Consider the following 25,047-nt stretch of genomic DNA (forward strand, 5'->3'; position numbering starts at 1 on the left):
GTCTTGTGACTCCGCTCTCAGAGGCCAGAGAAGCGATTCCCCCACCGGGTAAGCCGGCGGTTCCGCTCGCTAGTCCGCCCGCAGGCGGGCCAGGGCCGTGGAGGCCGCGGCGTGGAGGCGCGGGTGGTCAAGCGCGGCGGTGAGCATGGGAACGGCCCGCTCGTCACCGAGTTCGCCCAGCCCCTCCACACAGGCGAGGGCCACGCGCCCGGGGGCACCTCCGCCGAAGGCAGGGGGAACCTCATCCGGGCTCAGCAGCCGCTTCAGGGTCGCCATGAGCGCCGGCACCGACTCGGGAGCGCGCAGGGCCGCCAGCAGCCGGACCGGATACAGCGCATACGCCGTGCGCAGCGGGTTGGTGGCCAGCGCGGCCGCCGCCCGCGCCGTACGCGGATCGCCGAGCCGCGCCAGGGCGAAAGCGGCCGTCGCACACCGCGCCGGCTCGCGGTAGTTGAGCAGGAGCACCAACGTCTCAAAGGCCCGCCGGTCGCCCGCGCACCCGAGCGCGAACGCCGCGATCTCCCGCGCCCACAGCGGCTGTCCGGGCTCGGTCAGGATCCGGGCCAGCTCCTCGCGCCCGGCACCGTCCGGCTCCCGGGCCTGCGCGACCACCTTCTCGTACGCCACGGCCGCTTCCAGACCGGACGCCTCCGCCCGCACCCGTTCCACGAGCACGTGGAATTCATCTTCCATTTCCACCCTTTCCGCTGTTCCCGAACTCCCCCTGGCGCAATCGGTTACCCACAAGTTAAGCTCGGGGTTACGAGCACACCCGCTCGGGCGGCCTGGTGACGCAGCCGCCGTGCGCAGTCGGTTATGCGCATACGCACGCAGTACGGCACGGCCCCGGGACAGGGCCCTGCCGCTTCTCTCACGGGCACTGCTGCCCGCCGTGCATTCACAACGCAACTCCCTCACGCCGTACGCCCGTACCCCCGTACGCGCGCTTCGGCGTCCCCTCAGTCGTCACTCTCCCCGCGCCCCGCGTCCGGGGAACACCCTCTGGAGCTCGCGATGGACCGTTCGTCCACCTCAGACCTCTCCCCACTCGGCACTATCGCCGTCGTCGGCCTCGGCACCATGGGCACCGGCATCGCCGAAGTCCTGGCCCGGGCCGGCCGGGAGGTCATCGGCATCGACATCAGCGAGGCCGCCGGCCGCCATGCCGTGGCCGCCCTGGAAGCCTCCACCGCCCGCGCCGTGAGCCGCGAGCGCATCACCGAGCAGGAGCGGCAGGACGTGCTCGCCCGCTTCCGCACCTTCTCCGACCTGCAGGCGGCCGCCGACGCCGACCTGGTGATCGAGGTGGTGCCGGAGCACTACGAGACCAAGCTCGAGGTCTTCGCCGCCCTCGACGGGATCGTCCGGCCGGACACGATCCTGGCCACCGGCACCAACGCCCTGTCGGTGACCCGCCTGGCCGCCGATTCCGCCCGCCCCGAGCGCGTCCTGGGCCTGCACTTCTTCAACCCGGCGCCCGCGATGAAGCTGGTCGAGATCGTCTCCTCGGTGCTGACCGCGCCGACGGCGGTGGAAGCGGTCACCTCGCTCGCCTATGAGCTGGGCAAGGAGCCGGTGGCGATCGGCGACCGGCCCGGCTTCGTCGCCGACGGCCTGCTGTTCGGCTACCTCAACCAGGCCGCCGCGATGTACGAGTCCAAGTACGCAACCCGGGAGGACATCGACGCGGCGATGCGGCTGGGCTGCGGCCTGCCGATGGGCCCGCTCGCCCTGCTGGACCTGATCGGCGTGGACACCGCCCGTACCGTCCTGGAGGCGATGTACGCCGAGTCCAGCGACCGGCTGCACGCGCCCGCGCCCATCCTCAAGCAGCTCAGCGAGGCGGGCCTGACCGGCCGCAAGGCGGGCCGCGGCTTCTACACGTACGAGGCCCCGGGGAGCGCGACGGTCGTCCCGGACGCGGAGACGCCGGCGGAGGGCTCCGGCGGCCTTGTCCCCGGCCGTACGGTGAGCAGCGTGGGCGTCGCCGGCTCCGGCACCATGGCGAGCGGCATCGCGGAGGTGTTCGCCAAGGCCGGGTACGAGGTCGTGCTGGCGGCCCGCAGCCACGAGAAGGCGGAGACCGCCAAGGCCCGTATCGCCAAGTCGCTGAAGCGCTCTGTCGACAAGGGGCGGATGACCGCTGAGGCGCGGGACGAGACTCTGGCCCGGATCATCCCCGCGGGTTCGCTGGACGCCTTCGCGGAGGTGGACCTGGCCGTCGAGGCGGTGGCTGAGGACCTGGAGGTCAAGCGGCAGCTCTTCGGGACGCTGGACAAGGTGTGCAAGCCGGGCGCGGTGCTGGCCACCACCACCTCCTCGCTGCCCGTGGTGGCCTGCGCACGGGCCACCTCGCGTCCGCAGGACGTCATCGGCATGCACTTCTTCAATCCGGCGCCGGCGATGAAGCTGGTCGAGGTGGTCCGTACGGTCCTCACCGCCGACGACGTCCACGCCACCGTTCGCGAGGTCTGCACGAAGATCCGTAAGCACCCGGTGGACTGCGGCGACCGGGCCGGTTTCATCGTCAACGCCCTGCTGTTCCCGTACCTGAACAACGCCATCAAGATGGTGCAGGACCACTATGCGTCGCTGGACGAGATCGACGCGGCGATGAAGCTGGGCGGCGGCTACCCGATGGGCCCGTTCGAACTGCTGGACGTGGTCGGGCTGGATGTCTCCCTGGCCATCGAGCAGGTGCTGCACCGCGAGTTCCGCGACCCGGGCCTGGCGCCCGCACCGCTGCTGGAGCACCTGGTCGCGGCGGGCTGCCTGGGCCGTAAGACGGGGCGCGGCTTCCGCGAGTATGCGAGGGCCTGATCACAGCAGGTGGGGCGGGCTGCTGGAGCCGTCGTCAGGATCTGTGGGTCCGCCAGGATCTCCCCCGGCCCCAGGCCGGGGGAGCCCGGGCAGCCCGAGCCCGGTCGGCCCGCCTCAGGCAACAGATGGAGCGTGTTACGTTCCACACATGTCCCAGCCCGTGAGGTCACCTCGAACACCCCCCTCCGATACCGCCGCGGAAGGCGCCGGCAACCGTCGTGCCGCCGCCCAGCGGCTCACGATGCGCCGCAAACTCGCGGCCGCGGCGATGGAGTTGTTCGCCACCAAGGGGTACGAGGCCACCACGGTCGACGAGATCGCGGCCGCGGCCGGGGTGGCCCGCCGCACCTTCTTCCGCCATTTCCGCTCCAAGGAAGAGGCGATCTTCCCCGACCACGACGACACCCTCGTACGGGCCGAGGCCGTGCTCAACGCCGCGCCCGCGCACGAGCATCCGCTTGACACGGTGTGCCGGGGCATCAAGGAGGTCATGCGGATGTACGCGGCCTCCCCGGCCGTGTCCGTGGAGCGCTACCGGCTGACCCGTGAGGTGCCGACCCTGCGGGAGCGCGAGATCGCCTCCGTCGCCCGCTACGAGCGGCTGTTCACCCGCTATCTGCTGGGGCACTTCGACGAGCGGGCGCACCGCGACGGCGACGACGACCCGCTGCTCGCCGAGGTCGCGGCCTCCGCGGTGGTCACCGCGCACAACCACGTGCTGCGGCGCTGGCTGCGCGCCGGCGGCAAGGGCGATGTGGAGGCGCAGCTGGACCACGCCTTCGCGATCGTCCGCGAGGCCTTCGGCAGCGGCATTGGCGCCGGCCGGACGGGGGCGGAGCGCGGACCGGCGGCGGTGACGGCGTCCACCGAGGGCGATGTGCTGGTGACGGTGGCCCGTACGGACGCCCCGCTGGAGGAGGTCATGCGGACGATCGAGACGGCCCTGAAGAAGCAGCGGGGCTGATTCCGGCAGCTGCTCCCGTACCGACGACAAGGCCCGGCCTGCACCGCAGGCTGGGCCTTTGGTGTTGGGATGCAGGTCTGGCAGCAGGACCTCAGACTGGGCGGTACAACACCAAAAGCGGACGAGATTCTCGCTCATCTGTGACATCGAGGTGACAGGTGTCTCAAATTTCTGGCACGCAGTGTCTTGCCACCTGGCACGCCGTGCCATAGCGTGGTTTTCGTCCGGGCGGCTGTCCCGACGAGTCCTCTCGTGCCGACCGGGCGCCTGCGTCACAGGCTTCCGCGCAACAGCGCCGCCAAGCACAACCCGTGCGATCCGCACGGTGAGCCGCACCACCTTCGAGCCGAACCGACGGCACGCGCACCGACAGTCAAAGACCCCAGCGTTCCCTCAAGCGTTTCCCAACGCTTCGCCGGAGGCCCAAGTGAACGAGATCCTGGACGCAATCCTCTCCCCGGACAGCACCGCTGCCGACTTCGCCAATCTGCCGCTCCCCGAGTCGTACCGGGCTGTGACCGTCCACAAGGACGAGGCGGAGATGTTCGCCGGCGTCGCCAGCCGGGACAAGGACCCCCGCAAGTCCCTGCACGTGGACGACGTGCCGGTGCCCGAGCTCGGCCCCGGCGAGGCCCTCGTCGCTGTGATGGCCAGCTCGGTCAACTACAACTCCGTGTGGACCTCGATCTTCGAGCCGCTGCCGACCTTCGGCTTCCTGGAGCGGTACGGAAAGCTGTCCCCGCTGACCAAGCGCCACGACCTGCCGTACCACATCATCGGCTCCGACCTCGCGGGCGTCGTGCTGCGCACCGGCCCGGGCGTCAACGCCTGGCAGCCGGGCGACGAGGTCGTCGCGCACTGCCTGTCGGTGGAGCTGGAGAGCTCCGACGGCCACAACGACACGATGCTCGACCCGGAGCAGCGCATCTGGGGCTTCGAGACCAACTTCGGCGGCCTCGCCGAGATCGCCCTGGTCAAGTCCAACCAGCTGATGCCCAAGCCGAAGCACCTGAGCTGGGAGGAGGCGGCGGCGCCGGGCCTGGTGAACTCCACCGCCTACCGCCAGCTGGTCTCGCGCAACGGCGCCGGCATGAAGCAGGGCGACAATGTGCTGATCTGGGGCGCGAGCGGCGGACTCGGCTCGTATGCCACCCAGTTCGCGCTCGCCGGCGGCGCCAACCCCATCTGTGTGGTCTCCTCGCCGCAGAAGGCCGAGATCTGCCGCTCGATGGGCGCCGAGGCGATCATCGACCGGACCGCCGAGGACTACAAGTTCTGGAAGGACGAGCACACCCAGGACCCCAAGGAGTGGAAGCGCTTCGGCAAGCGCATCCGTGAATTCACCGACGGCGAGGACGTCGACATCGTCTTCGAGCACCCGGGCCGGGAGACCTTCGGCGCGAGTGTTTACGTCACCCGCAAGGGCGGCACCATCGTCACCTGCGCCTCGACCTCCGGCTACATGCACCAGTACGACAACCGCTACCTGTGGATGTCGCTGAAGCGGATCATCGGCTCGCACTTCGCCAACTACCGCGAGGCGTGGGAGGCCAACCGCCTGATCGCCAAGGGCAGGATCCACCCCACGCTGTCGAAGACGTACACGCTGGAGGAGACCGGCCAGGCCGCCTACGACGTGCACCGCAACCTGCACCAGGGCAAGGTCGGCGTGCTGTGTCTGGCCCCGCAGGAGGGCATGGGCGTGCGCAACGAGGAGATGCGCGCCAAGCACATCGACGCCATCAACCGCTTCCGGAACATCTGATGACGGAGGAACGGAAGCGGGACCGGCCGTGGTTGATGCGGACCTACGCGGGGCACTCCACGGCCGAGGCGTCCAACGAGCTGTACCGCCGCAACCTGGCCAAGGGCCAGACCGGCCTGTCGGTCGCGTTCGACCTCCCGACGCAGACCGGCTACGACCCCGACCACATCCTCGCCCGCGGCGAGGTCGGCCGGGTCGGGGTCCCGGTCTCCCACCTCGGTGACATGCGCCGGCTGTTCCAGGACATCCCCCTGGAGCAGATGAACACCTCGATGACCATCAACGCCACCGCGATGTGGCTGCTGGCGCTGTACCAGGTGGTCGCCGAGGAGCAGGGCGCGGACATCTCCAAGCTCCAGGGGACGACGCAGAACGACATCGTCAAGGAGTACCTGTCACGCGGGACGCACGTCTTCCCGCCCGGCCCGTCGCTGCGGCTGACCACCGACATGATCACGTACACGGTCGGCAACATCCCCAAGTGGAACCCGATCAACATCTGCAGCTACCACCTGCAGGAGGCCGGGGCGACCCCCGTCCAGGAGATCTCGTACGCGATGTCGACGGCCATCGCCGTCCTCGACGCCGTACGGGACTCCGGCCAGGTCCCGCAGGAGCGCTTCGGCGACGTGGTCGCCCGTATCTCCTTCTTTGTGAACGCGGGCGTCCGCTTCATCGAGGAGATGTGCAAGATGCGTGCCTTCGGCCGCATCTGGGACCAGATCACCCGTGAGCGCTACGGCATCCAGGACCCCAAGCAGCGGCGCTTCCGCTACGGCGTCCAGGTCAACTCCCTCGGTCTGACGGAGGCTCAGCCGGAGAACAACGTCCAGCGGATCGTCCTGGAGATGCTGGCCGTCACCCTCTCCAAGGACGCACGCGCGCGTGCCGTCCAGCTGCCCGCCTGGAACGAGGCGCTGGGCCTGCCCCGCCCCTGGGACCAGCAGTGGTCCCTGCGCATCCAGCAGGTGCTCGCCCACGAGAGCGACCTGCTGGAGTACGACGACATCTTCACCGGCAGCCATGTGATCGAGGCCAGGGTCGACGCCCTCATCGAGGAGTGCCTGGCCGAGATCGAGCGGATCCAGGAGATGGGCGGCGCCATGGCGGCCGTCGAGTCCGGCTATCTGAAGTCGCAGCTGGTCTCCTCACACGCCGAGCGGCGGGCGCGGATCGAGTCCGGCGAGGAGAAGATCGTCGGCGTCAACTGCTTCGAGAGCACCGAGCCCAGCCCGCTCACCGCCGACCTCGACACCGCGATCCACACCGTGGATCCGGCGAACGAGGCCCGCGTGGTCGAAGCGCTGCACCGCTGGCGGGACAACCGTGACGAGGCCCGGGCGCAGGAGGCGCTGTCCGCCCTCAAGGCAGCGGCCGCCGGCGACACCAACCTCATGACCGCCACCGTCGAATGCGCCCGCGCGGGCGTGACCACCGGCGAATGGGCGTGGGCGCTGCGGGACGTCTTCGGCGAGTTCCGCGCCCCCACCGGGGTGAGCAGCGCACCGCTGGCGGTCGCCGCCGAGGCCGGCACCCCGCTCGCGCTGGTCCGCGAGAAGGTCGCCCGGACGGCCGACGAGCTGGGCAGCGGCAAGCTGCGCCTGCTGGTGGGCAAGCCCGGCCTGGACGGGCACAGCAACGGCGCCGAGCAGATCGCCGTACGGGCCCGCGACGCGGGCTTCGAGGTGGTCTACCAGGGCATCCGGCTCACCCCCGAGCAGATCGTCTCGGCGGCCGTGGCCGAGGATGTGCACTGCGTCGGTCTGTCGATCCTGTCCGGTTCACACGCCGAGCTGGTTCCGGACGTGCTCACCCGGCTGCACCAGGCGGGCGTGGACGACATCCCGGTGATCGCGGGCGGGATCATCCCGACCGCGGACGCCGAGACGTTGTACGCGGCGGGCGTCGCGGCCGTATTCACCCCGAAGGACTTCGATATCACCGCGATCATCGGCCGTATCGTCGACGAGATCCGGAAAGCGAACAAGCTCGACCCTCTGGAGGTCCCCGCATGACAGTCAACCGTCTTCGTCCGCGGCGCTCCTGCCTCGCCGTGCCGGGGAGCAACCCCCGCTTCCTGGAGAAGGCGCAGGGCCTCCCCGCCGACCAGGTCTTCCTGGACCTTGAGGACGCGTGCGCGCCGCTGGCCAAGCCGGACGCGCGGCACACGATCGTCAAGTTCCTCAATGAGGGCGACTGGACCGGCAAGACGCGGGTCGTGCGGGTGAACGACTGGACGACCGAGTGGACGTACCGCGATGTCGTCACGGTCGTCGAGGGGGCGGGCCCGAACCTGGACTGCATCATGCTGCCGAAGGTCCAGAGCGCCGAGCAGGTCGTGGCGCTGGACCTTCTGCTGACCCAGATCGAGAAGACGATGGGCTTCGAGGTCGGCCGGATCGGCATCGAGGCGCAGATCGAGAACGCCCAGGGACTGATCAACGTCAACGAGATCGCCCAGGCGTCGCCGCGCATCGAGACGATCATCTTCGGCCCCGCCGACTTCATGGCGTCCATCAACATGAAGTCGCTGGTCGTCGGCGAGCAGCCGCCCGGCTACCCGGCGGACGCCTACCACTACATCCTGATGAAGATCCTCATGGCGGCCCGCGCCAACGACCTCCAGGCGATCGACGGCCCCTACCTGCAGATCAAGAACGTCGACGGCTTCCGCGAGGTGGCCGGCCGTGCCGCCGCGCTGGGCTTCGACGGCAAGTGGGTGCTGCACCCGGGCCAGGTCGAGGCGGCCAATGAGGTCTTCTCGCCCTCCCAGGAGGACTACGACCACGCCGAGCTGATCCTGGACGCGTACGACTACTGCACGTCCGAGGCGGGCGGGAAGAAGGGCTCCGCGATGCTCGGCGACGAGATGATCGACGAGGCCAGCCGCAAGATGGCGCTGGTCATCGCGGGCAAGGGCCGCGCCGCCGGCATGCAGCGCACCAGCAAGTTCGAGATCCCGGAGGCCTGAGCCATGCAGTTCGGCCGCACCTACGAAGAGTTCACCGTCGGCGACGTCTACCGGCACTGGCCCGGGAAGACCGTCACCGAGTACGACGACCACCTCTTCTGTCTTCTCACCATGAACCACCACCCGCTGCACATGGATGTGAACTACGCGGAGAAGACGACCGACTTCGGCAAGAACGTCGTGGTCGGCAACTACATCTACTCACTGCTGCTGGGCATGTCCGTGCCGGACGTCTCGGGCAAGGCCATCGCCAACCTCGAGATCGAGTCGCTGAAGCACGTGGCGCCGACCTTCCACGGCGACACGATCTACGGCGAGACCACCGTGCTCGACAAGACGCCGTCGAAGTCCAAGTCCGACCGCGGCATCGTCTACGTCGAGACCAAGGGCTACAAGCAGGACGGCACCCTCGTGTGCGTCTTCCGGCGCAAGGTGATGGTCCCCACCGCCACGTACGTCAAGGAGCGCGGCGGTGAGCAGCCCGGCCGCCCGCCCGTCTCCCACCACCCTCAATCGGCACCCCTGCGGGGCGGCACCCCCGATTCCGAGCTGAAGTCCCAGGAGAAGTGAGATGAGCCGTCTGGCGCAGACCCACGGGCTGACCGACATCCAGCAGGAGATCCTGTCCACGGTCCGCGACTTTGTCGACAAAGAGATCCTGCCGGTCGCGACCGAGCTGGAGCACCGCGACGAGTACCCGACCAAGATCGTCGAGGGCCTCAAGGAGCTCGGCATCTTCGGTCTGATGATCCCGGAGGAGTACGGGGGCCTCGGTGAGTCCCTGCTGACGTACGCACTGTGCGTAGAGGAGATCGCGCGCGGCTGGATGTCCGTCTCGGGCATCATCAATACGCATTTCATTGTCGCGTACATGCTTAAGCAGCACGGCACACAGGAGCAGAAGGACTACTTCCTGCCGAAGATGGCGGCCGGCGAGGTCCGCGGCGCCTTCTCGATGTCGGAGCCGGCCCTGGGCTCGGATGTGTCCGCCATCTCCTCCAAGGCGGTCAAGGACGGCGACGAGTACGTCCTGAACGGCCAGAAGATGTGGCTGACGAACGGTGGCACCTCCACCCTTGTCGCGGTGCTCTGCCGCACCGACGAGGGCCTGCCCGAGGGCACCGCCCCGCACAAGTCCATGACCACCTTCCTGGTCGAGAAGGAGGCGGGCTTCGGCGAGGTGCGGCCGGGCCTGACCATCCCCGGCAAGATCGAGAAGATGGGCTACAAGGGTGTCGACACCACCGAGCTGATCATGGACGGACTGCGCATTCCGGCCGATCGGGTACTCGGCGGCACCACGGGCCGGGGTTTTTACCAAATGATGGACGGCGTGGAGGTCGGCCGGGTCAATGTCGCGGCCCGTGGCTGCGGTGTGGCCCAGCGCGCCTTCGAGCTGGGCGTGGCCTACGCGCAGCAGCGGCACACCTTCGGCAAGCCGATCGCGCAGCACCAGGCCATCCAGTTCAAGCTCGCCGAGATGGCCACCAAGGTCGAGGCGGCCCACGCGATGATGGTGAACGCGGCACGCAAAAAGGACTCCGGGCAGCGCAACGACCTTGAAGCGGGCATGGCGAAGTACCTCGCGTCCGAATACTGCAAGGAGGTCGTGGAGGACGCCTTCCGGATCCACGGCGGCTACGGCTTCTCCAAGGAGTACGAGATCGAGCGTCTGTACCGCGAGGCGCCGATGCTGCTGATCGGCGAGGGCACCGCCGAGATCCAGAAAATGATCATCGGCAGGCGGCTGCTCGAAGAGTATCGGTTTCAGGGCTGAAAGTCCCTTCTGGGGGATTTTCTTCGAGGGTAAGATCACACTCTGTCGTCGGCCTTCGGACATCGACTCGATTGCTGGCTTGCCCAGTTGCCGTCCGAAGCCGATAGCATCCCTGGAAAGCCGCCGTCCCCCATTGCCGCGCGGCATCATCCGCTACGAAGGTCATCCATGCCCCACAGCCAAATCTCTGCACCACGCGGCCGGGTCCGTCTTGCGCGCGGAGCATCGCCGTGGCTCCTCCCGACCGTGGCAACCGCGGCCATCAGCCTCGCCCGGGCCCGCCGCTCCGGGCGCTGGGCCACGGCCGCAGTGCCCGCCACCGCGCTGGCGGCGGGCATGCTGTGGTTCTTCCGCGACCCCGAGCGTGAGATCGCCCAGGGCCGGGTGCTCTCGCCCGCCGACGGTGTGGTGCAGAGCATCATGCCGTGGAAGGACGGGCGCACCCGGGTCGCGATCTTCATGAGTCCGCTGAACGTCCACGTCAACCGTGCTCCGCTGGCCGGCACGGTGACGTCCGTGGAGCACATCCCCGGCGGATTCGTTCCGGCGTTCAACAAGGAGAGCGAGCACAACGAGCGGGTTGTCTGGCACTTCGACACCGAGCTCGGCGATATCGAGATGGTGCAGATCGCCGGTGCTGTCGCCCGGCGCATCGTGCCATACGTGCCGCAGGGCACCAAGGTGGAGCAGGGCGAGCGGATCGGCCTGATCCGCTTCGGCTCGCGCGTCGACATCTACCTTCCGGAAGGCGTCGACGTCGCCGTCGAGGTCGGCCAGGCCACAACAGCGGGGGTGACTCGCCTTGACCGTGATTGATCCGGAACCTCAGGCCAGCTGGGTCCCCGAACTCGAGGAGGACACGGCCGACGAGATGGACGACATGCCGCTGTCCACGCGGCTGTCGATAGCCGACACCCTGACGCTGGGCAACGCGACCTGCGGCTTCATGGCGGTGTACTTCACCACCACCGGCGTTCTCATCCCGCACCTCACGGGCAGCGAGGACGTCGGCATGGCGCGGCACAGCGCCGCGACCGCGGTGCTGCTGATGCTGCTGGCGTCGGTGTTCGATCTCTTCGACGGGCTCGTGGCACGCAAGCTGCGCAGCTCTGCGATGGGCGCTGAGCTGGACAACCTCTCGGACCTGATCAGCTTCGGGCTGGCGCCGGCGTTCTTCGTCCTGGTCTGGGGCATGGTCGCCGACGATGCGAGCCAGCAGATGTCGGCGGTGGCGGCGATCGTGGTGCTGCTGGCGGTGGTGCTGCGGCTTGCGAGATTCTCCTGCACGACGCTGCGGGACGGGATCTTCCAGGGCATGCCGAGTCCCTTCGGGGCGTTGACGGTCGTCTCGATCGTGCTGCTGGAGCTGCCCTTCATCCCCACGGTGCTCGCGATCATCGGGGTGGCCTGGCTGATGGTGAGCCGGGTGGAGTACCCGAAGCCGCGGGGACGGCTGGCGGTGGCGATGCTCAGCTGGATCGTGCTCAGCATGGGGCTGCTGGCCGCCTGGGCCTTCGACGCGCCCGGCGGACAGCTGCTCCTGCAGACGGGTTGCGCGCTGCAGGTGGTTCTGGGCGCGGTGATCCCGCTCTTCGCGACGGCGCGGCGGGTGAACACGTTCCGCTACAACCGTCGCGAGGCGAGGGCGGCGCAGCTGCCGTAACCGCTCCGCGGCAGGACCGCGAGAGAACAAACGGCGTGGGGCCCGAGCGATTCGCTCGGGCCCCACGCCGTTTGGTTTTGCCCCGGGGCGGGTGGGCTGGGAAATCTGGCGCGAAGCGCCGGACAGGCGGGCAGCTCCCGGACCGCGGGCAGCTCCCGGACTGCGGGCAGGTCCCGGACTGCGGGCGGAGGCCGGTATGCGGACGGCCCGGGCCACAGCCACGGGGCGAGTACCCGCCGTTGGGCGGGCAGCCCCCGGGCCGCAGGGAGGGGCCGTGATCGGCCGGTCAGGCCGGGAGCTGGTCTTCGGCCAGGCGTTCGGCGGTGCGCTCCAGGAGGGGCCCCGCATGGGCGATACAGGTCGCCGGATCGGGCTCCAGGTCCGTCAAGGCGTACGCGGCCTGGATCCCCGCCTTGGCCAGGTCCTCCGAGGAGAGCGCCAGCCGCCCGGAGACCGCCACCACCCGCTTGCCGGCCGCCCGCGCGGCCGCCGCCACCCCCGCCGGAGCCTTGCCGTGCAGCGTCTGCTCGTCCAGCGACCCCTCGCCGGTGATCACCAGATCCGCCCGCTCCAGGGCCGGCGCGAAGCCGAGCACCTCCAGCAACACCTCGATACCGGGCCGGAACGTCGCGCCGAGGCCGACCAGCGCGCCGTAGCCGATGCCGCCCGCCGCGCCCGCACCGGGCGAGAGGGCGTACTCGGCCGCCTTCGCGCCGATGGCCTTCTCCAGCACCCGCGCGTAGTGCGCCAGAGCGGCGTCCAGCGTCCTGACGTCCTCCTCGCTCGCGCCCTTCTGCGGCCCGTACACCGCCGCGGCGCCCTTCGGGCCGGTCAGCGGGTTGTCCACATCGCTGGCCAGTACGATCTCGACCTGGGCGATCCGGGGGTCCAGGCCCGACAGGTCCGCCGTGGCCAGATCCCGCAGCGGACCGCCGCCCGGCGCCACCGGCTCCCCGTCGGCGTCCAGGAATCGGGCGCCCAGGGCGGCCAGCATGCCCGCCCCGCCGTCGGTGGTGGCGCTGCCGCCGACGCCGAAGACGATCGTGCGCGCGCCCGCGTCCAGCGCGGCGCGCAGCAGCTCCCCGGTGCCGTACGTGGTGGCCGTCAGCGGCGCGAACAGGCCCTCCGGCAGACGCTGCAGCCCGGAGGCCTCGGCCATCTCCACCACGGCCGTACCGTCCCGCAGCGCGAACGCGGCGGTCAGCTTGGTGCCCAGCGGCCCGGTGACGACGACCTCCCGGCGCTCGAACCCGGCGGCGACCGCCGCGTCGACCGTGCCGTCCCCGCCGTCGGCGACCGGCAGCGCCTCGACCCGCACATCGGGCACAGCACGGCGCAGCCCGGCCGTGATGTGCTCGGCCACCTGGACGGCCGTCAGTGAGCCCTTGAACTTGTCCGCGGCGATCAGTACGCGCCCCGGCTCAGAAACAGCTGCCTCCGCCACCTTGTGACCCCCTTGCTTTCGAAAAGGCAGTCGCACCCGCTGTGACCCTATCCGCAGCGGGGCCGCCCTGCCCATGGGCGTTGTCCCCGACCAGCACCCCCGCCATCTGCGTAGATCATGTGTTTTCACATGACGATTCGGGCCCGAGGATCCGGTTTCGATGATCCGGCGCGCGGCTTGCCGCAAACCGGTTCGCCGCGGCCCGTGCCCGCTGCGTACGCTCGGCCGCATGAGCAGCGGAGCGGCAGCGCGCCCAGCGACCGGACAGGCCCGGCCCCGGCGGGCCCTGGTTGGCGTCCTCACCGGCGCCGGGATCTCCACCGACTCGGGAATCCCCGACTACCGCGGGCCGAACGGCCTGTGGCGGCGCGATCCGGAGGCCGAGAAGCTCGTCACGTACGAGTACTACATGGCCGACCCGGAGATCCGCCGCCGCTCCTGGCTGATGCGGCGGGACGGCCCGGCGCTGCGGGCCCGCCCGAACGCCGCGCATCACGCCCTGGCCGAGCTGGAGCGCTCAGGCGTCCCGCTGCGGGTGATCACGCAGAACGTGGACGGACTGCACCAGCTGGCCGGTCTGCCCGCCCGCAAGGTCCTGGAGCTGCACGGCACGGCCCGGGCGGTGGTGTGCACGCGCTGCAAGGCGCGCTCGGACATGGCGGCGGCGCTGGAGCGGGTCTCGGCGGGCGAGGAGGATCCGCCGTGCGAGGCGTGCGGCGGGATTCTGAAGTCGGCGACCGTGATGTTCGGCGAACGGCTCGACCCGGTGGTCCTCGGTGAGGCGCTGGGGGTGGCCAAGGCCTGCGAGATCTTCATCGCGGCCGGTACGAGCCTCCAGGTGCAGCCCGCCGCCTCCCTCGCCGGGATCGCGGCCGAGCACGGCGCCCGGCTGATCATCGTGAACGCCGAGCCGACGCCGTACGACGAGCTGGCCGACGAGGTCGTCCGGGAACCGATCGGCACCGCGCTGCCGGCCCTGCTGCGCCGCCTGGCGGTGGAGGGCGTCTCATAACCCGGCACGCCCCGGCTGGACCGGGAACAGCAGGTGGGGCGCCGTCGGGGAGGCGACCCCGGCCTCGAGGTCCAGCAGCCGCCGCTTGCGGTCGAGCCCGCCGCCGTAGCCGGTGAGCGAGCCGCCGGCCCCCACGACGCGATGGCAGGGGACGATGATGCCGATCGGGTTCTTGCCGTTGGCCAGGCCCACGGCCCGTGCGGCGGCGGGCCGGCCGATGCGTTCGGCGAGCTGCCCGTAGGACAGCGTCTCCCCGTACGGGATGTCGCACAGGGCCGTCCATACCCGCCGCTGGAACGGGGTGCCCTCCAGATGGAGCGGCAGGTCGAAGACGGTCGACTCCCCGTCGAAGTAGGCCCGCAGCTGCTGGACGGCCGCGGTGAAGGCGCCGTCGTCGGGCTCGCCGAAGGTCTCCCGCGCAGGACGGTGCCGCTGCTCGGTCATGTACAGGCCGGAGAGGACTCCGTCGGTGGCGACCAGGGTGAGCGGTCCGACGGGGCTGTCGACAACGGTGTGGGTGCGTACGGGCATGCGGTCCTCGGGTGCGGATCAGGCCGGCAGATGGTTGATGGGATGGGCGTCGGTGGCCCACAGGTACTGGACGGCGTACGCCCGCCAGGGCCGCCAGGCCGCGGCCCGCGCGGTGAGGGCGGCGGGGGTGCCGGGCAGGCCCAGCTCCTTGGCTGCGCGCCGCAGTCCCAGGTCGGTCGGCAGGAAGGCGTCGGGGTCGCCGAGGGCCCGCATCGCGATCGTCTCCACCGTCCAGGGCCCGATCCCGGGCAGGGCGGCGAGCCGTTCCCGGGCCTGCTGCCAGTCGCAGCCGACATCCAGCGCGATCTCGTCCGCGGCCAGCGCGGTGACAAGGCCGGTGAGGGTGGTACGGCGGCTGCGGGGCAGAGCCAGGGACTGCGGGTCGAGCCCGGCCAGCGCCGTGGGCTCGGGGAAGAGATGGGTGAGGCCACCGGTCGGGTCCGGGTCCTCGACCGGGTCCCCGTGCGCGAGCACGAGCCGCGCCGCGTGGGTGCGGGCGGCGGCGGTGGACACCTGCTGCCCGAGCACCGCCCGTACGGCGAACTCCGCGGCGTCGACCGTACGCGGCACCCGCCGCCCGGGCGCCTTGTCGACCAGCGGCGCGAGCAGCGGATCGGTGCGCAGCTGGTCGTCGACGGCCGGCGGGTCGGCGTCGAGGTCGAGCAGCCGACGGCAGCGGCTGATGGCGATGGTGAGGTCCCGCAGATCGGTGAGGGTGAGCCGGCAGTCGATGTGGCCGGGGCGCGGGCGGAGGGCGACGACGCCGTGCCCGTACGGCAGCCGGAGGGTGCGCCGGTACGCGCCGTCGTGCCACTCCTCGACACCGGGTACGGCGGTGGCGGCGAGGTGGCCGAAGAGGTTGTCGGGGCACAGCGGGGCCCGGAACGGCAGCCGCAGACTGAGCGATCCGGCCGTGGTGGCCGCCGGCCGGCTGGGGGAGGCGCCCTGGCCGCGGGCCGCGCGGGCGCGCAGCTCGGTCGGGGAGAGGCCGAAGATGTCGCGCACAGTGTCGTTGAGGACGCGAATGCTGGAGAAGCCGGCGGCGAAGGCGACGTCCGCCATCGTCAGGGCACTGCTCTCGATGAGCGTGCGCGCGGTCTGGGCGCGCTGTGCCCGGGCGAGGGCGAGCGGGCCCGCGCCCAGCTCGGCGAGCAGTTGACGCTCGATCTGGCGCGTGCTGTACCCGAGCCGGGCGGCCAGCCGCGGAACTCCCTCGCGGTCCACGACGCCGTCGGCGATCAGCCGCATGGCACGGGCGACGACGTCGGGGCGCTCGTGCCAGCGGGGCGAGCCGGGGGCGGCGTCGGGGGCGCAGCGCTTACAGGCCCGGAACCCGGCCTCCTGGGCGGCGGCCGCGCTCGGGTAGAAGGTCATGTTCTCGACCTTGGGCGGCGCGACCGGGCAGCTGGGGCGGCAGTAGATCCGGGTGGTCAGGACCCCGGTGAAGAACCAGCCGTCGAAGCGGGCGTCCTTCGACTGGACGGCGCGTACGCACCGGTCGGTGTCGGTGTACATGGCCCCAAGCATCGGGCACGCCCGCCACCCGGGCTGGCGGAAATCCGACATGGCCGTCGGGCGGGCCACTCATCGGCCGCTCACCTGCGTCAGCCGGCGCCAGACGGCCTTGGCCGCGTGGTGGCCGGACATGCCGTGGACGCCCGGGCCGGGCGGGGTGGCCGAGGAGCACAGGAAGACCGCGGGGTGCGCCGTGGCGTACGGAACGCGGGCGAGCTTGGGCCGCAGGAGTGTCTGCAGGCCCGCGAAGGCCCCGCAGGCGATGTCCCCGCCGACGTAGTTGGCGTTACGGGCCTCGAGCTGGGGCGGGCCGGCGACCGCCCGCGCCAGCACCAGGTCGCGGAAGCCGGGCGCGAAGCGTTCCAGCTGCGCCTCGATGACCTCCGTGGCGTCACCCTCCCAGCCGCTGGGCACGTGCCCGTACACCCAGAAGGTGTGCTTGCCCTCGGGAGCGCGGGTCGGGTCGACCAGGCTGGGCTGCGCGGTGATCAGGAAGGGGACGGTGGGGTCACGGCCCGCTATGGCGGCCCGTAGCGCGGCCTCGATCTCACCGCTGGTCGCGCCGACGTGGACCGTACCAGCCCTGCGGGCCTCCTTGGCCGTCCACGGCACCGGGCCGTCCAGCGCATAGTCGATCTTGAAGCAGCCCGGCCCGTAGCGGTAGTGGCTGTAGGCGTTGCCGAGCCCGGCGATACGGGCCAGCGCGGTGGGCGAGGTGTCAAAGACGTACGCCCGGGACGGCGGCAGCTCGTCGAGCCGTTTGACCTGCACACCGGTGTGGACCGTGCCGCCCTGTTCGCGGAAGTACGAGGCGAGGGCGTCGGAGATGGCCTGCGACCCGCCGCGCGGCATCGGCCAGCCGCCGGCGTGCGCGGCGAGCGCGAAGACCAGGCCGATGCCGCCGGTCACCAGGCCCGTCATCGGCGCGATGGCATGCGCCGCGAGCCCGGCGAACATGCCTCGCGCCTTCTCGTCGCGGAAGCGGCGCGCGACGACCGACGCGGGCTGCATCGCGATCAGGCCGAAGCGTGCGTACATCACCGGGTCGCGCGGGAAGCCGTCCCACGGGGTGCGCAGAAAGTCTGCGGCCAGGGTGTCCCACTTTCCCAGAAAGGGAGCGACGAGCCGGCGGTAGGCGCCGGCGTCCCGCGGCCCCAGCGACATCGCGGTCTCGCCGACCGAGCGGGACAGGATCGCCGCCGTGCCGTCGGGGAAGGGGTGGGCCATCGGCAGCTCGGGGTGCAGCCACTGAAGTCCATGGCGGGCCAGCGGCATCGCCTTGAAGGCGGGCGAACCGGCGCCGAGGGGGTGGACGGCCGAACAGGGATCGTGCCGGAAGCCGGGGAGGGTGAGCTCTTCGGTGCGGGCCCCGCCGCCGACCGCGTCCGCGGCCTCGTACACGGCCACCGCCAAGCCCCGGCGGGCGAGTTCGACGGCGGCGGTCAGCCCGTTGGGCCCAGCCCCCACCACGACCGCATCGAGCATTGACGCCACCGCAGGACTCCTTTGTCAGCCGACGGCCATCACCCCCGAGGCGCCCCCGTCCGGCCTTCGGGTTCCGGCCCCCAGGATATGCGGAGGGCCTGCCGCCCCGGGAGCCGCTTCCGTACCCCGGAGGATCTTCTTCCGTACCTGGCGCGGCCGTTCCGCCGCTCAGCGCTCCCCGCCCTCGGGCGGTGCGTCCTGCGGGCCGCCCCACGGACCCTCGCCCGGCACAGCGCTCGGCTCGCCCCCGAGGTGGGCACCTCGGAGCAGGTCGAGGACGCGCCGCGCCGTGGCCTCATCCCGCGCCGCCGTGAAGGGCAGGGTGTTGCCGCCCTCGATCCGGAACGGCTCGCCCGCGACGGTCCCGCTCGCCCCGCCCGCCTCGGCCACCAGCAGCAGGCCGGCCGCGTGGTCCCACGGGTTCTCCCAGCCGAAGGCGACCGCCCCCAGCTCGCCCTGCGCGACATGGAGGTACTCCAGCCCAGCCGAGCCGCACGGCCGTGGCGCGACCCCGCTCACCACCAGCCGGGAGAAGGCCTCGTCCTCCGCCAGGGAACTGAAGTCCGGGTGCGAGGTGGCGATCTCCAGCAGGTCACCCGGGTTCGGGCTGCCGCAGCGCAGCGGCGCGCCGTCCAGCCGCGCTCCCCCGCCCCGCACCGCGACGGCCATCTGGTCGACCACGGGCACATACGTCCAGGACGCGAGCAGCTCCCGGCGGTGGGCGAGCGTCACCAGGGTGGCGAAGCCCGGGTTGCCATGCACGAACTGCCGGGTGCCGTCGACAGGGTCGACGATCCACACGGGGTCGTCGCCGCGCAGCGCGCCGAGGATGGCCGGGTCGGCGTGCACGGACTCCTCACCGACCACGACTGAGCCCGGGAGCAACGCCGTGAGCGAGGCGGTGAGGTGTTCCTCGGCCCGCCGGTCGGCGGTCGTCACCAGGTCGTGCGGGCCGTTCTTCTGTATGACCTCGTGGGCGGCGAGCTGCCGGAAGCGGGGCATGATCTCAGCGGCGGCCGCCGCGCGGACCGCCGCCTCGACAGCGGACAGATTCCGGGCCGCGTCGGCCCCCGTGGCGAAGTCAGTGATCACCCCTCCATCGAACCACGCATCATCGGCCACGGCTCTACCGCGTAGCGAAGCCGTTCGCCGGGCACGGCCGTCAGCGGCCGACCGCGTAACCCTGCATGCCGCGCGGGTTCGCGCCCGCCGACAGCACGCCCGTCTCCGGGTCACGCGCCACCGCGCACAGGCGCCCCTCCGACCAGGGGTCTCCGACGATCACGTCGTGCCCACGCCCGCGCAGCCCGTCGATCACCTCCGCCCCGATCCGGGACTCCACCGTGACCCGCCCCGGCCACATGTGCCGTGGGTAGAAGGAGCCGGGGAAGCTGTCGGTATGCCAGTTGGGGGCGTCGATCGCGCCCTGCAGATCGAGACCGCCGCGCACCTGCCCGCGCAGCGCGACCGCCAGGAAGAAGTGCACCTGCCACTGGTCCTGCTGGTCGCCGCCGGGCGTGCCGAAGGCCATCACCGGCTCGCCACCGCGCAGCGCGAGCGATGGGGTCAGCGTCGTACGGGGCCGCCGGCCGGGGGTGAGCGAGTTCGGCAGGCCCGGCTCCAGCCACGTCATCTGCAGCCGGGTGCCGAGCGGGAAGCCGAGGGAGGGCACCACGGGATTGGACTGGAGCCAGCCGCCGCTGGGGGTGGCGGCGACCATGTTGCCCCACCGGTCGACGACGTCCAGGTGGCAGGTGTCGCCGCGGGTGCCTCCGTGCGCCGCGACGGTCGGTTCCCCGGCGCCGGCCGCCGCCTGCGGGATGCCCGGGAACTCGCCTGAGCCGATGGCCCGCGCGTGCTCGCTCAGGCGCGGCGTACGGCCGTCCGGGCTGCCGGGGCGCAGCTCGTACGAGGCCTCGGGGCCGATCAGGGTGCGGCGCCCGGCGTTGTAGCGGGCGGAGAGCAGGGTCCGCAGGGGGACGTTTTCGGCGCTGTCGGCGTCGCCGTACCAGGCCTCGCGGTCGGCCATGGCCAGCTTGGTGCCTTCGATGAGGGTGTGGACGCAGTCGGGGGTGCCGTAGTCCATCTCCTCCGGCAGCAGGGCAAGTTGTTGCAGGAAGGCGGGTCCCTGCGACCAGGCGCCGGCCTTGCAGACGGTCCAGCCGTGCCAGTCGTACGTGACCGGGTTCTCGTATCCGGCTGCGAAGGCGGCGAGGTCGTCGCCGGTGAGGGTGCCGGTGTGGTGCTCGCCGGACGTGTCGAGGGTGGGCTGGGCGGCGGCTTCGGCAAGCGCCTCCGCGATGAAGCCCTCCCGCCAGACGCGCCGCGCGGCGTCGATCTGGGTCTCACGGCCGCTGCCCGCCGCCTCCGCCTCGGCGATGAGACGCCGCCAGGTCGCCGCGAGCGCGGGGTTCTTGACGAGGGTGCCGGGGGCCGGGGGCCGGCCGCCGGGGAGGTAGAGCTCGGCGGAGGCGGCCCATTCCTTCTCGAACAGCTCGCGCACGGCCTCTACGGTCTGGCCCAGGCGTTCAACGGGCGGGTGGCCGGCTTCGGCGTATCCGATGGCGTACTTCAGCGCGGCTGCCAGGGACTTGGTGCCGTGGTCGCGCAGCAGCAGCATCCAGGCGTCGAACGCGCCGGGCACGGCGGCGGCGAGCGGTCCGGTGCCGGGGACGAGGTCGAGGCCGAGGGAGGTGTAGTGGTCGATGCTCGCCCCGGCGGGGGCCGGGCCCTGGCCGCACAGCACCCGGACCGGGCCGCCGGCGGGCGCGAGGATGATCGGGACCTCACCCGCGGGCCCGTTGAGGTGCGGCTCGACGACGTGCAGCACGAATCCGGCCGCGACGGCCGCGTCGTAGGCGTTGCCGCCGTCTTCCAGGACGGCCATGGCGGACTGGGACGCCAGCCAGTGGGTGGAGGACACCATGCCGAAGGTGCCCTGGAGGGTCGGCCGGGTGGTGAACATCGTCGAGCGCTCCTGTGTCAGCGGCGGCGGCAAAGGGCTGATCAGGTACCTGCCCCGCAAGAGCGGTTCAAGACCGCGATGGCGCAGAGAACCGGCAATGGCTCCGCGCCGGGGGCCGAATCGTCCGGTACACCGGAGCCATGACATCCCGCACGCTCGAAGACCGGATCCTCGGCGGCTGGCTCGGCCGGATCGCCGGGAACATGCTCGGCAAACCGGTCGAGCGCGGTGACCACTGGACGCGGGACCGGATCGACCGCTATCTGCGCCGCGCCGGCGCGCTTCCGCTCACCGACTACTTCCCGGCGCCCGACGGCTCGCTGGACCCCGCCGAGTTCGAACTCCGGCCGGGGTGGCCACGGTGCACCCGCGGCAACATCCACGGCAGCGCACGCGACGACGACATCGACTACGCGATCCTCGGCCTGCACCTGCTGGAGACGTACGGCTTCAACTTCACCACCGAGCAGGTCGGCGAGGTGTGGCTGCTGCGCCTGCCGTATCTGCAGACCTTCACCGCGGAGCGCGCCGCGTACCGCAATCTGGCCAACGGCCTCAGCCCGCCCCTGACCGCGACCGTCGACAACCCCTACCAGGACTGGATCGGCGCGCTCATCCGCGCCGACATCCACGGCTGGACCTCGCCCGGCAGCCCGCGGCGCGCGGCGGAGCTCGCCCGGCGTGACGCGGCGCTCTCCCACACCGGGGAGGGCGTCTACGGCGCCATGTGGGCCGCCGCCCTTGTCGCCGCCGCCTTCACCGCGCCCACCCCGCGCGCCGCCATCGACAGCGCACTCGACCAGATCCCCCCGGACAGCCGCCTCGCCCGTACGGTACGAAGCACCGCCGAGCTCCATGACGCAGGGCTCGACTGGGCGGACGCGCTGGCCGAACTCGACCGCGACGTCACCGGCCTGCACTGGATCCACACCGTGCCGAACACCGCGATCATCACGGCCGGACTCCTTTACGGCGCGGGCGATTTCACCACCACCATCGCTTTGACCGTCCGCGGAGGCCTCGACACCGATTCCAACGGCGCCACGGCCGGATCCGTCGCGGGGGTGCTGTGCGGTGCGGCCGCGATTCCGCCGCAGTGGACGGCACCGCTGGAGAACCGGGTCCACAGCGCCGTCTTCGGCTTCGACGGCGCCCGGATCAGCGATCTCGCGGAACGTACCTGCCGCCTGGCGGCCGTCAGCCGTCCATGACGGCGGGCCTTCCCTTGTGCGCCGGTCCCCCTTGCTCGCTCCGTATGCCGGACTCTTCCGGTGTTCAGGCTGGTGACCGCGATGACGCCGCGCCGGAGCAGGTTGCGGCCTCGAGGGGATGGTGTTGCTGTGGAGTTGAGGCAGATGGCTGCGCCATGCAGGACCCCAGCCATAACGGGCCGAGCGCCTCTCATGCCCGTCATCGGAATCGGCTGTGGCGCGGCTGGAATCCGGCTGACGCGCGCGCTCATTGCTCGTCACCACGCAAATGAGGTGGTGGGACAACGGACGCGGCTCAGCCGCACACCGTTGAGTTCTCGTTCCGGAAGTGAAGGATGACCCGATGAGTTCCACCTCCCTGGCCGGGAACGTTGCCCTGGTGACCGGGGCGACGAGCGGCATTGGTGCGGCCACCGCGGCGACGCTCGCCGAGCGGGGCGCGCACGTACTGGTCGCGGGCCGGGACCGGGCCCGCGGTGAGGCTATGACCGGCGCGGTCCGGGGGCATGGCGGCAAGGCGGACTTCGTCGCCGCCGATCTGCGTGACGCCGAGTCGGTGCGGCGACTGGCGCGTGAGGCGACCCACCTGGGCGGCGGTCGGGTCGACATCCTCGTCAACAACGCCGGCGTCTTCCCGTACGGCCCGACGGAGCAGACGCCGGAGAGCGAGGTCGACACCGTTTACGCGCTCAATGTGAAGGCCCCGTTCTACCTCGTGGCCGCGTTGGCACCGGCGATGGCCGAGCGCGGTCATGGGGCGATCATCAACGTCAGCACCATGGTCGCCGAGTTCGGTATGGCGGGCACAGCGCTGTACGGATCGAGTAAGGCCGCGCTGAACCTGCTGACCAAGGCGTGGGCCGCCGAGTACGGCCCGCGCGGGGTGCGTGTCAACGCCGTGCAGCCCGGCCCGACCCGCACGGAAGGCACGGCCGACATGGGCGAGGACTTCGACGCCCTGGTCTCCCAGGCACCCGCCGGGCGGCCCGCGGCACCGGAGGAGATCGCTGAGGCGATCGCCTATCTGGCCAGTGACGCGGCCAGCTTTGTGCAGGGCGCGGTGCTGCCCGTCGACGGCGGCCGCGTGGCGGTCTGACGCTGGCCTTCACCGCCGACGGCCCCTTCACCGACCGCAGCGCCTGACCACTGTCGCGCCACCGTGATCGGAGAGAAAGCACCTCGGTCCGCTACCGGTCCGGCTCGCCGGGGACGGCCTGCGCACGGGCCTTCGCCGAGCCTCCGGGCAGCATGAGCGCCGTGTAGAGGACCAGCGAGGTTGCCAGTCCCACCGCCCAGCCGTAGTCGGCGAGTGGCTGTAGCAGAGGGATCAGCCCGTCGGCAGGGAAGGGGCCCTTCCCCGGTGCCGAGTACGAGCCGCCGACCGCCAGTACGCCGCCCACGGCGAAGGCGACGAGCGCCCGCCAGTTCCAGCCGGCCGCGTACCAGTAGCGGCCGCCGGGCCGGTACAGCTCCGTAAGCTCCAGGACCGTACGGCGCACCAGCCAGTAGTCCGCGATGAGGATGCCCGCTACGGTGCCGAGCAGGCCGCCGACCAGGCCGAGCCAGGTGAAGATGTACAGCTCCGGAGTCGCCGTCAGCTTCCATGGGAAGATCACAACGCCGACAACGCCCGTGATCAGCGCGCCGGTACGGAAGTTGATGAACCGCGGCGCCAGATTCGCCAGGTCATAGGCCGGGGACACGACATTGGCCGCGATGTTCACCGAGACGGTGGCGACCAGAACCGTGACCAGGGCGAAGAGCAGCCCGAACGCGCTGTCCGTCATGCCCGCCAGCTGCACCGGATCCCACATCGCCTCGCCGTAGACGGCCTGCGAACCCGAGGTGACGAACACCGACAGCAGCGCGAAGGCGGTCATGGTGGTGGGCAGGCCCAGCGACTGGCCCCAAACCTGGGCGCGCTGGCCCTTTCCGAAGCGGGTGAAGTCGGGGATGTTCAGCGACAGGGTCGCCCAGAAGCCGATCATGCCCATGAGGGAGGGGAAGAAGACCTTCCAGAAGTCCGGGCCCCACCCCAGCTTCGAGGGCTGGTCGAGCAGTGGCCCAAAGCCGCCCGCCTTGGCCGCTATCCACACCAGCAGCACGAGGGCGCCGATGATGACGAACGGCGCGGCCCAGTTCTCGAAGCGCCGCAGGGTCTCCATGCCGCGGTAGATAATGGCGAGTTCGATGATCCAGAAGATCAGGAAGCAGAGCCACAGCGTCCAGGGGTAGCCCCCCACCTCGGCGGCTCTCGCCCAGCCGCCGCCGAAGAGCTTGCCGAGCAGGATGTAGATGCCCTGCCCGCCGATCCAGGTCTGGATGCCGAACCATGCGCAGGCGACGGCGGCGCGGATCATCGCGGGCAGATTGGCGCCGCGCAGCCCGAAGGAGGCCCGGGCCAGGATGGGGAAGGGGATGCCGTACTTGGGTCCGGCGTGCCCGGTGAGCAGCATCGGGAGCAGCACGATGACGTTGCCGAGGGCGATGGTGAGGACGGCCTGCTTCCAGTCCATGCCGAGCGCGACAAGCCCGGAGGCGAGCGTCCAGGACGGGATGTTGTGGGCCATGCCGACCCAGAGGGCGGCGAAGTTGTACGTCGTCCAGTGCCGGCCCGCCACAGGCACCGGCCGCAGGTCGTTGTTGGCGAATCGGCCGTCGGGCAGGGCCGTGCCCTCTGGGAGTTCCACCCGGCCGTCGGGGTGTGTGAGCTGGGATCTCTGTCCGCCCGGGTCGGCGGAGTCGGCGGACAAGGTCTCGGACATGTGGAGTCCATTCGTTCGCGGGGACGGTGTCCTTGCCTGGCTGAAGCCGCGCCCACGGCGCGGTTCGTTTCCCACCCACCCGGCCCTTGAAGGGAAAGGCGGGCTCATAGCGCCGAGCGTCGCCGATCTCGCGGCGGCCCTGGGGTCGGACGGCGCCTA

20 protein-coding genes are annotated in these 25,047 nt (G+C 71.1%); 12 read left to right on the top strand and 8 right to left on the bottom strand.

Features of this window, described 5'->3' with window-relative positions:
- Positions 1-69: 69 nt before the first annotated feature.
- The gene (locus ACY34J_RS11030; protein WP_462726300.1) at positions 70-693 is read right to left on the bottom strand and encodes a HEAT repeat domain-containing protein; all 624 of its coding nucleotides are present in this window, start codon (positions 691-693) and stop codon (positions 70-72) included.
- A 321-nt stretch (positions 694-1,014) separates the two neighbouring features.
- Between ACY34J_RS11030 and ACY34J_RS11035 the strand changes: the two genes are divergently transcribed.
- From ACY34J_RS11035 to pssA, 9 genes are all read left to right on the top strand, one after another.
- Positions 1,015-2,820: a 3-hydroxyacyl-CoA dehydrogenase family protein gene (locus tag ACY34J_RS11035; RefSeq protein ID WP_462726301.1), complete on the top strand. Its 1,806-nt coding sequence runs from the start codon at positions 1,015-1,017 to the stop codon at positions 2,818-2,820.
- Between the two features lie 148 nt (positions 2,821-2,968).
- Positions 2,969-3,784, top strand: a complete 816-nt coding sequence (locus tag ACY34J_RS11040) for a TetR family transcriptional regulator (RefSeq protein WP_462726302.1) — start codon at positions 2,969-2,971, stop codon at positions 3,782-3,784.
- A 427-nt stretch (positions 3,785-4,211) separates the two neighbouring features.
- Positions 4,212-5,549: a crotonyl-CoA carboxylase/reductase gene (gene ccrA, locus ACY34J_RS11045; protein ID WP_462726303.1), complete on the top strand. Its 1,338-nt coding sequence runs from the start codon at positions 4,212-4,214 to the stop codon at positions 5,547-5,549.
- Positions 5,549-7,564, top strand: coding sequence for a protein meaA (locus ACY34J_RS11050; protein ID WP_462726304.1), 2,016 nt, complete (start codon positions 5,549-5,551; stop codon positions 7,562-7,564). The genes ccrA and ACY34J_RS11050 overlap by 1 nt, the downstream gene beginning before the upstream one ends.
- Positions 7,561-8,520 (top strand): HpcH/HpaI aldolase/citrate lyase family protein, encoded by a 960-nt coding sequence (locus ACY34J_RS11055; protein WP_462726305.1) that lies wholly within the window; start codon positions 7,561-7,563, stop codon positions 8,518-8,520. The genes ACY34J_RS11050 and ACY34J_RS11055 overlap by 4 nt, the downstream gene beginning before the upstream one ends.
- A 3-nt stretch (positions 8,521-8,523) precedes the next feature.
- Positions 8,524-9,090, top strand: a complete 567-nt coding sequence (locus ACY34J_RS11060) for a MaoC family dehydratase (protein ID WP_462726306.1) — start codon at positions 8,524-8,526, stop codon at positions 9,088-9,090.
- 1 nt (position 9,091) lies between these two features.
- On the top strand, positions 9,092-10,297 hold the full coding sequence (locus tag ACY34J_RS11065; protein ID WP_462726307.1) for an acyl-CoA dehydrogenase family protein: 1,206 nt from the start codon (positions 9,092-9,094) through the stop codon (positions 10,295-10,297).
- A 168-nt stretch (positions 10,298-10,465) separates the two neighbouring features.
- Positions 10,466-11,113 carry a phosphatidylserine decarboxylase gene (locus tag ACY34J_RS11070; RefSeq protein ID WP_462726308.1) on the top strand — a complete coding sequence of 216 codons (648 nt, stop codon included), beginning with the start codon at positions 10,466-10,468 and terminating at the stop codon, positions 11,111-11,113.
- Positions 11,100-11,960 carry a CDP-diacylglycerol--serine O-phosphatidyltransferase gene (pssA, locus tag ACY34J_RS11075; RefSeq protein ID WP_462726309.1) on the top strand — a complete coding sequence of 287 codons (861 nt, stop codon included), beginning with the start codon at positions 11,100-11,102 and terminating at the stop codon, positions 11,958-11,960. The genes ACY34J_RS11070 and pssA overlap by 14 nt, the downstream gene beginning before the upstream one ends.
- Positions 11,961-12,246: 286 nt before the next feature.
- Here the strand turns inward: pssA and ACY34J_RS11080 are convergent, their stop codons facing one another.
- Positions 12,247-13,404 carry a glycerate kinase gene (locus tag ACY34J_RS11080; RefSeq protein ID WP_462726310.1) on the bottom strand — a complete coding sequence of 386 codons (1,158 nt, stop codon included), beginning with the start codon at positions 13,402-13,404 and terminating at the stop codon, positions 12,247-12,249.
- Between the two features lie 229 nt (positions 13,405-13,633).
- Between ACY34J_RS11080 and ACY34J_RS11085 the strand changes: the two genes are divergently transcribed.
- Positions 13,634-14,416 (top strand): SIR2 family NAD-dependent protein deacylase, encoded by a 783-nt coding sequence (locus tag ACY34J_RS11085; protein WP_462726311.1) that lies wholly within the window; start codon positions 13,634-13,636, stop codon positions 14,414-14,416.
- Here the strand turns inward: ACY34J_RS11085 and ACY34J_RS11090 are convergent.
- The 5 genes from ACY34J_RS11090 to ACY34J_RS11110 form a co-directional block, all read right to left on the bottom strand.
- Entirely contained in the window at positions 14,411-14,947 is a 537-nt protein-coding gene (locus tag ACY34J_RS11090) for a methylated-DNA--[protein]-cysteine S-methyltransferase (protein ID WP_462726312.1), read from the bottom strand. The genes ACY34J_RS11085 and ACY34J_RS11090 overlap by 6 nt on opposite strands.
- 18 nt (positions 14,948-14,965) lie before the next feature.
- Positions 14,966-16,462, bottom strand: a complete 1,497-nt coding sequence (locus tag ACY34J_RS11095; protein ID WP_462726313.1) for an AlkA N-terminal domain-containing protein — start codon at positions 16,460-16,462, stop codon at positions 14,966-14,968.
- 69 nt (positions 16,463-16,531) lie between these two features.
- Positions 16,532-17,947, bottom strand: coding sequence for a phytoene desaturase family protein (locus ACY34J_RS11100; RefSeq protein ID WP_462726377.1), 1,416 nt, complete (start codon positions 17,945-17,947; stop codon positions 16,532-16,534).
- Between the two features lie 168 nt (positions 17,948-18,115).
- A complete protein-coding gene (locus ACY34J_RS11105; RefSeq protein WP_462726314.1) occupies positions 18,116-19,039 on the bottom strand; it encodes an inositol monophosphatase family protein in 924 nt (307 codons plus the stop codon).
- 70 nt (positions 19,040-19,109) lie between these two features.
- Positions 19,110-20,912 carry a gamma-glutamyltransferase family protein gene (locus ACY34J_RS11110; RefSeq protein ID WP_462726315.1) on the bottom strand — a complete coding sequence of 601 codons (1,803 nt, stop codon included), beginning with the start codon at positions 20,910-20,912 and terminating at the stop codon, positions 19,110-19,112.
- A 140-nt stretch (positions 20,913-21,052) separates the two neighbouring features.
- Here ACY34J_RS11110 and ACY34J_RS11115 point away from each other — a divergent pair, with 140 nt between their 5' ends.
- Positions 21,053-22,123, top strand: coding sequence for an ADP-ribosylglycohydrolase family protein (locus tag ACY34J_RS11115; RefSeq protein ID WP_462726316.1), 1,071 nt, complete (start codon positions 21,053-21,055; stop codon positions 22,121-22,123).
- A gap of 343 nt (positions 22,124-22,466) precedes the next feature.
- The gene (locus ACY34J_RS11120; protein ID WP_462726317.1) at positions 22,467-23,219 is read left to right on the top strand and encodes an SDR family NAD(P)-dependent oxidoreductase; all 753 of its coding nucleotides are present in this window, start codon (positions 22,467-22,469) and stop codon (positions 23,217-23,219) included.
- Between the two features lie 91 nt (positions 23,220-23,310).
- Here the strand turns inward: ACY34J_RS11120 and ACY34J_RS11125 are convergent, their stop codons facing one another.
- On the bottom strand, positions 23,311-24,888 hold the full coding sequence (locus tag ACY34J_RS11125; RefSeq protein ID WP_462726318.1) for an NCS1 family nucleobase:cation symporter-1: 1,578 nt from the start codon (positions 24,886-24,888) through the stop codon (positions 23,311-23,313).
- Positions 24,889-25,047: the final 159 nt, after the last annotated feature.

This window comes from Streptomyces sp. HSS9-12, from assembly GCF_054963655.1.